This is a genomic window from Streptomyces sp. NRRL B-24085 (assembly GCF_001282115.1).
Lineage (GTDB): Bacteria > Actinomycetota > Actinomycetes > Streptomycetales > Streptomycetaceae > Streptomyces.
This window is the reverse complement of the sequence record NZ_LJBR01000347.1, coordinates 1-5,296: the sequence shown is the minus strand read 5'-3', so window position 1 is coordinate 5,296 and position 5,296 is coordinate 1. Positions and strand designations below refer to the sequence as shown.

Genomic DNA, 5,296 nt, shown 5'->3' with positions numbered 1-5,296 from the left:
GACGGGTTCGGGGGCGGTGCGGGTGCGTGGGGGCTGGTCGCGCAGTTCTCCGCGCCCCTCAAAACCTCAGCTCGGCCTGTGTTCCAGGTAGTGCCGCCAGCTCCCGTGTGACGTGATGTCCTCGGCGTCCGTCAATGCGCCGGGTTCGCACAGGAAGCCTGGAACTCGGGTTCCGTCCGAGAGTTCGATGCTGCCCAGGGCCATGGGGCGGGGGAGCCCTGTCAGCAGGCGGCCCAGGCCCTCCGCCGGGAGGCGCCACACCTCCGTCTCGATCTCCGCGCCGCCCTCGCCCACGTGGACCAGGCCCGGCTTCGGCGGGTCCGTTCTCAGGGCGTGCAGGCGGTAGACCGGGGCCGTGGTCGTCGTACGGTCGTAGCGGGCGCCCAGGGACAGGAGCTGGGGGTTCAACGGCTGGCCCGTCAGATGGGCGCCGACCACCGCCAGGCGGGTCTCCGGCTGGAGCAGGCTCGCGATCCTCGCCAGGCGCTCGTCGGTGTGTGCCGGGCCGATCAGCATCACGCCGAACGGCAGGCCGTTCACCTCGCCCGCCGGGACGGCGACCGCGGCCAGGTCGAAGAGGTTCGTGGAGTTGGTGAAGCGGCCCAGGCGGGCGTTGGCGCCCAGGGGGTCGGCGGCGACCTCGGCGAGGGTGGGGTGGCCCGGGGCGGTCGGCAGCAACAGGGCGTCGGCTTCGGCCAGTTCGGTGAGCGCCCGGGTGCGGAGCCCGGCCAGGCGGTCCAGGTCGGCGTAGAGCTGGTGGGCCGGGAGGTCGCGGGCCCGGGTGATGATGGCGGCGACCGTGGGGTCGAGGGAGTCGTCCCTCGCCGCTGTCGCCTTGTCGACAAAGGCTCCCACCGCTGTGTAGCGCTCGGCCACGAACGCGCCCTCGTAGAGCATCGCCGCGGCCTGGGTGAAGGGCGTGAGGTCGAGTTCGCGCACGGACGCGCCGGCCGTGACGAGCTGGTCCACGGCCGCCTCGTAGGCCTGGGCCCAGCCCTCGTCCAGTTCGCCGAGCTGCTCGCGTGCGGGGACCGCGATCCGCCAGGGGCCGGGGCGGCGGCCGGGCAGGGAAGGGGCGGTGCCCGTCACCATGTGGGAGAGCGCCTGTTCGGCCTCCGGGAGGGTGCGGGCGAAGACCGTCACGCAGTCGATCGAGGCGCACGCCGGGACGACCCCGGTCGTGGGGACCAGGCCGCGGGTGGGCTTGAGGCCGACGATGCCGTTGAAGGCGGCCGGGACCCGGCCCGAGCCCGCCGTGTCGGTGCCGAGGGAGAAGTCGACGATGCCCAGCGCCACGGCGACCGCCGAGCCGGAGCTGGAACCGCCGCTCACCCTCTCCGGGTCGTACGCGTTGCGGACGGCGCCGTACGGGGACCGGGTGCCGACCAGGCCCGTGGCGAACTGGTCCAGGTTCGTGGTGCCGAGCACGATCGCGCCCGCCGCGCGGAGACGGGCGACCACCGGGGCGTCGACCTCGGGCCGGTAGGCGTACGACGGGCAGCCCGCGGTGGTGGGCAGGCCCGCCACGTCGATGTTGCCCTTGGCGGCGAACAGACGGCCCGCGAGGGGGAGCCGCTCGCCCGCCGCGAGCCGTGCGTCGACCGCCCGGGCCTCCTCCTCGACCTCCTCCCGCGGGCGCAGGTCGATCCAGATCTCCGGGCGGCCCACGGCTTCGACGCGGTCGTAGGCGGCACGGACCCGGGTGACGGTGCTGGACATGGCTCGCTCCTCCTTCACTGTGCGGCCCTCAGGCCGTGGGCGGGGCCAGGACCAGCAGAGCCGTGCCCGCCTCCACCTGGTCGCCCGGCCTGGCCAGGATCTCCGCGACCACACCGGCCGCAGGCGCGTGCACCCTGGACTCCATCTTCATCGCCTCCAGGGCGAGGAGCGGCTGCCCGGCCGTCACCTCGTCGCCCGGCTCGACGTTCAACTGCCATACCGAGGCGGCGAACTCGGCCTCGATCAGACGGCCACCGGCGGGGACCGCGATGTCGGCGGGGGCGGCCGCCACCGGAGTCGCCGACTCGGCCCGCGCGAACTCACCCGCCGCCTCCCACGCGTCCCGCTCCGCAGTGAACGCCGCTTGCTGGCGCGCTCTGAACTCCGCTATGGAATCGGCGTGTTCGGCGAGGAAGGCCTGGTACTCGGCGAGCGAGAAGGTGCCCTCCTCGATACGGGGCGTGAAGCGGCCGGAGGTGATGTCGGCGCGCAGTTCCAGGAGTTCGTCCGCGCTCACCGGATACCACTTGATGCGGTCGAAGAAGCGCAGCAGCCAGGGTGAGCCCGGCTGGAACGCGCCGCGCTGCTGCCAGGGCGACCACACCTGGGTCGTACGGCCCACGAACTGGTAGCCGCCGGGGCCCTCCATGCCGTAGACGCACAGGTACGCGCCGCCGATGCCGACCGAGTTCTCGGCGGTCCAGGTGCGTGCCGGGTTGTACTTCGTGGTCACCAGGCGGTGGCGCGGGTCGAGGGGGGTGGCCACGGGGGCGCCCAGATAGACGTCGCCCAGGCCCAGGACGAGGTACTCCGCGTCGAAGACCGTGCGGAAGACGTCGTCCACCGAGCTCAGGCCGTTGACGCGGCGGATGAACTCGATGTTCCACGGGCACCAGGGGGCGTCGTCGCGCACGCCCGCCATGTAGCGGGCGATCGCCTCGCGGGTCGCCGGGTCGTCCCAGGAGAGCGGCAGGTGGACCGTGCGGGAGGGGACGACCAGTTCGTCGGACGGGGGAAGGGACGCGGTGATCTCCCGTACGGCGGCCAGGAGTTCGCTCTGGGGCAGCCGGTCCGGGTCCGTGCGGATCTGGAGGGAGCGGATGCCGGGGGTGAGGTCGGTGACGCCGTCCAGGCCCTGGGCTGCGACCGCCTCCATCAGCGCGTGGACACGCATGCGCAGCGCCAGGTCCAGCTGCATGGGGCCGAACTCGACCAGCAGGTTGTCGTCACCGCTGCGGCGGTACGTCACATCGCCGTCGCGGGCGAGGACACCGCCGTCCACGATCGCCGGGCGCGCCGAGCCGTCGGTGCGCACCGGCACGAAGCGGACCGTGTCGCCGGGGCGGAGCTGGCCCAGCTTCCAGCGGTCGGTGCTGACGACGGTCGCCGGGCACACGAATCCGCCGAGGGAGGGCCCGTCCGGACCCAGCAGCACCGGCATGTCGCCCGTGTAGTCGACCGCGCCGACCGAGTACGGGGTGTCGTGGATGTTCGACGGGTGCAGGCCGGCCTCGCCGCCGTCGGTACGCGCCCAGCGGGGCTTGGGACCGACCAGCCGGACTCCGGTGCGGGCCGAGTTGAAGTGGACCTTCCATTCGGCGGCGTAGAAGTCGTGGACGTCCTCCTCGGTGAAGAACTCCGGTGCCGCGTGCGGGCCTTCGACGGCCGCCAGATGCCAGGTGGAGGTGAAGGAGGGGCGCTCCCCGACGGGGGTGCCGTCGACGCGGCGGCCGCCGTGCAGCACGTCGCCCGTCCGCAGTGCCCGTCCGCCGTGTCCTCCGAAGCGGCCCAGCGTGAAGGTGCTCGCGCTCCCGAGGAAGGCCGGGACGTCGAGGCCGCCCGCGAACAGGACGTACGTGCGCAGGCCGGGCCCGGCGGGTGTGCCGACCTCCAGGACCCCGCCCGCGGGCACGGTCACCGGCTCCCACTGCGCCACCGGTGTGCCGTCGACGGTGACCGGGGCAGGAGCGCCCGTCACACAGACGGTCGTGGGACGGGTGAACCGCAACGACGGCCCCTGCAGGGTGCATTCGAGGCCGGGGGCGCCTTCCGGGTTGCCCAGCGCCCGGTTGCCGAGCCGGAAGGAGCGGTCGTCCATCGGGCCGCTCGGGGGCACGCCGACCTGCCAGTAGCCGGTGCGGCCCGGCCAGTCCTGGACCGTGGTGAGGGTGCCCGCGGCCACGACCTCGATGCGCGGGGTCGGGTCCTGCACGCCGGAGAGGGTCGTCGTGGAGTGGGCGGCCGTCCTGAAACGGGTGTCGGCGAGCGCCGCCCGCACCAGGCCCAGGTTGGTCTCGATGCCGTCGACACGGGTGCGCGCCAGGGCCTCGTCCAGCCGCCGCAGCGCGTGGGCGCGGTCCGGGCCGTACGCGATGATCTTCGCCAGCATCGGGTCGTACGACGTCGTCACCTCGGTGCCGGTCTCCGCCCAGGTGTCCACGCGGACCCCGGTGGGGAACTCGACCCGCGTCAACAGCCCGGCGCTGGGCCGGTGTTCGCGCGAGGGGTCCTCGGCGTAGACACGGGCCTCGACGGCGTGGCCGCGCGGGGGGTCCGGTTCGCGTACGACGTCCCGCTCGCCCCGGGCCAGGCGCAGCATCCAGGCGACCAGGTCGACGCCGTAGACCTCCTCGGTGACCGGATGCTCCACCTGGAGACGGGTGTTGACCTCCAGGAAGAAGGCCTCCTCGCGGGCGGCGTCGTAGACGAACTCGACGGTGCCCGCGGAGCGGTAACCGACCGAGGCGCACAAGTCGCGGGCGCTGGCAGCGAGTTGTGCGCGGACGTGTGCGGGGGGGCCGGGTGCGGGCGCCTCCTCCACGACCTTCTGGTTGCGGCGCTGGAGGGAGCAGTCGCGGTCGCCGAAGGTGACGACCGTGCCCTCGCCGTCGCCGAAGACCTGCACCTCGACATGGCGGGCGTGCTCGACGAGCCGCTCCAGGAACACGCCCGCGGAGGAGAAGGAGGCGGCGGCGACGCGCTGCACCCGGTCCCAGGCATCGGCCAGTTCCCCTGCGGAGCGGCAGGCCGACATGCCGATGCCGCCGCCACCGCCGGTGGCCTTGAGCATGACGGGGTAGCCGATGGCTCCGGCAGCGGCGAGGGCTTCGTCCAGGGACGGCAGCAGGCCCGTTCCCGGCGCCAGCGGCACCCCGGCCGCCTCCGCCGCGGCCCGTGCCGTGTGCTTCGCGCCGAACAGCTCCAGTTGGGCGGGGGTCGGGCCGACGAACACGATCCCCGCGTCCTCGCAGCGGCGGGCGAAGGCGGCGTCCTCGGAGAGGAAGCCGTAGCCGGGGTGGATCGCGCCGGCGCCGGTGTCCTTGGCCGCCCTGAGGATGAGGTCGGGGTCGAGGTACGACTCCTTCGCGGGCGCGGGGCCGAGGCGTACGGCCGTGTCGGCGAGGCGGACGTGGGGGGCGGACCGGTCGGCGTCGGAGTACACGGCGACCGTGCGCAGGCCCAGGTCGCGGGCGGTGCGGAGGATGCGGACCGCGATCTCGCCCCGGTTGGCGACGAGGAGGGTGTCGAAGGTCATGCGCCGGCTCCGGGGGTGGGGGCCGTGGGCCAGGTGGTGGGC

2 protein-coding genes are annotated in these 5,296 nt (G+C 73.9%); both read right to left on the bottom strand.

What is annotated here, in order from left to right; translation table 11 throughout:
* Positions 1-66: 66 nt before the first annotated feature.
* Positions 67-1,719 carry an allophanate hydrolase gene (atzF, locus tag AOJ26_RS31820; RefSeq protein ID WP_053851832.1) on the bottom strand — a complete coding sequence of 551 codons (1,653 nt, stop codon included), beginning with the start codon at positions 1,717-1,719 and terminating at the stop codon, positions 67-69.
* A 28-nt stretch (positions 1,720-1,747) separates the two neighbouring features.
* Positions 1,748-5,254 carry a 5-oxoprolinase/urea amidolyase family protein gene (locus AOJ26_RS31815; protein WP_053851831.1) on the bottom strand — a complete coding sequence of 1,169 codons (3,507 nt, stop codon included), beginning with the start codon at positions 5,252-5,254 and terminating at the stop codon, positions 1,748-1,750.
* Positions 5,255-5,296: the final 42 nt, after the last annotated feature.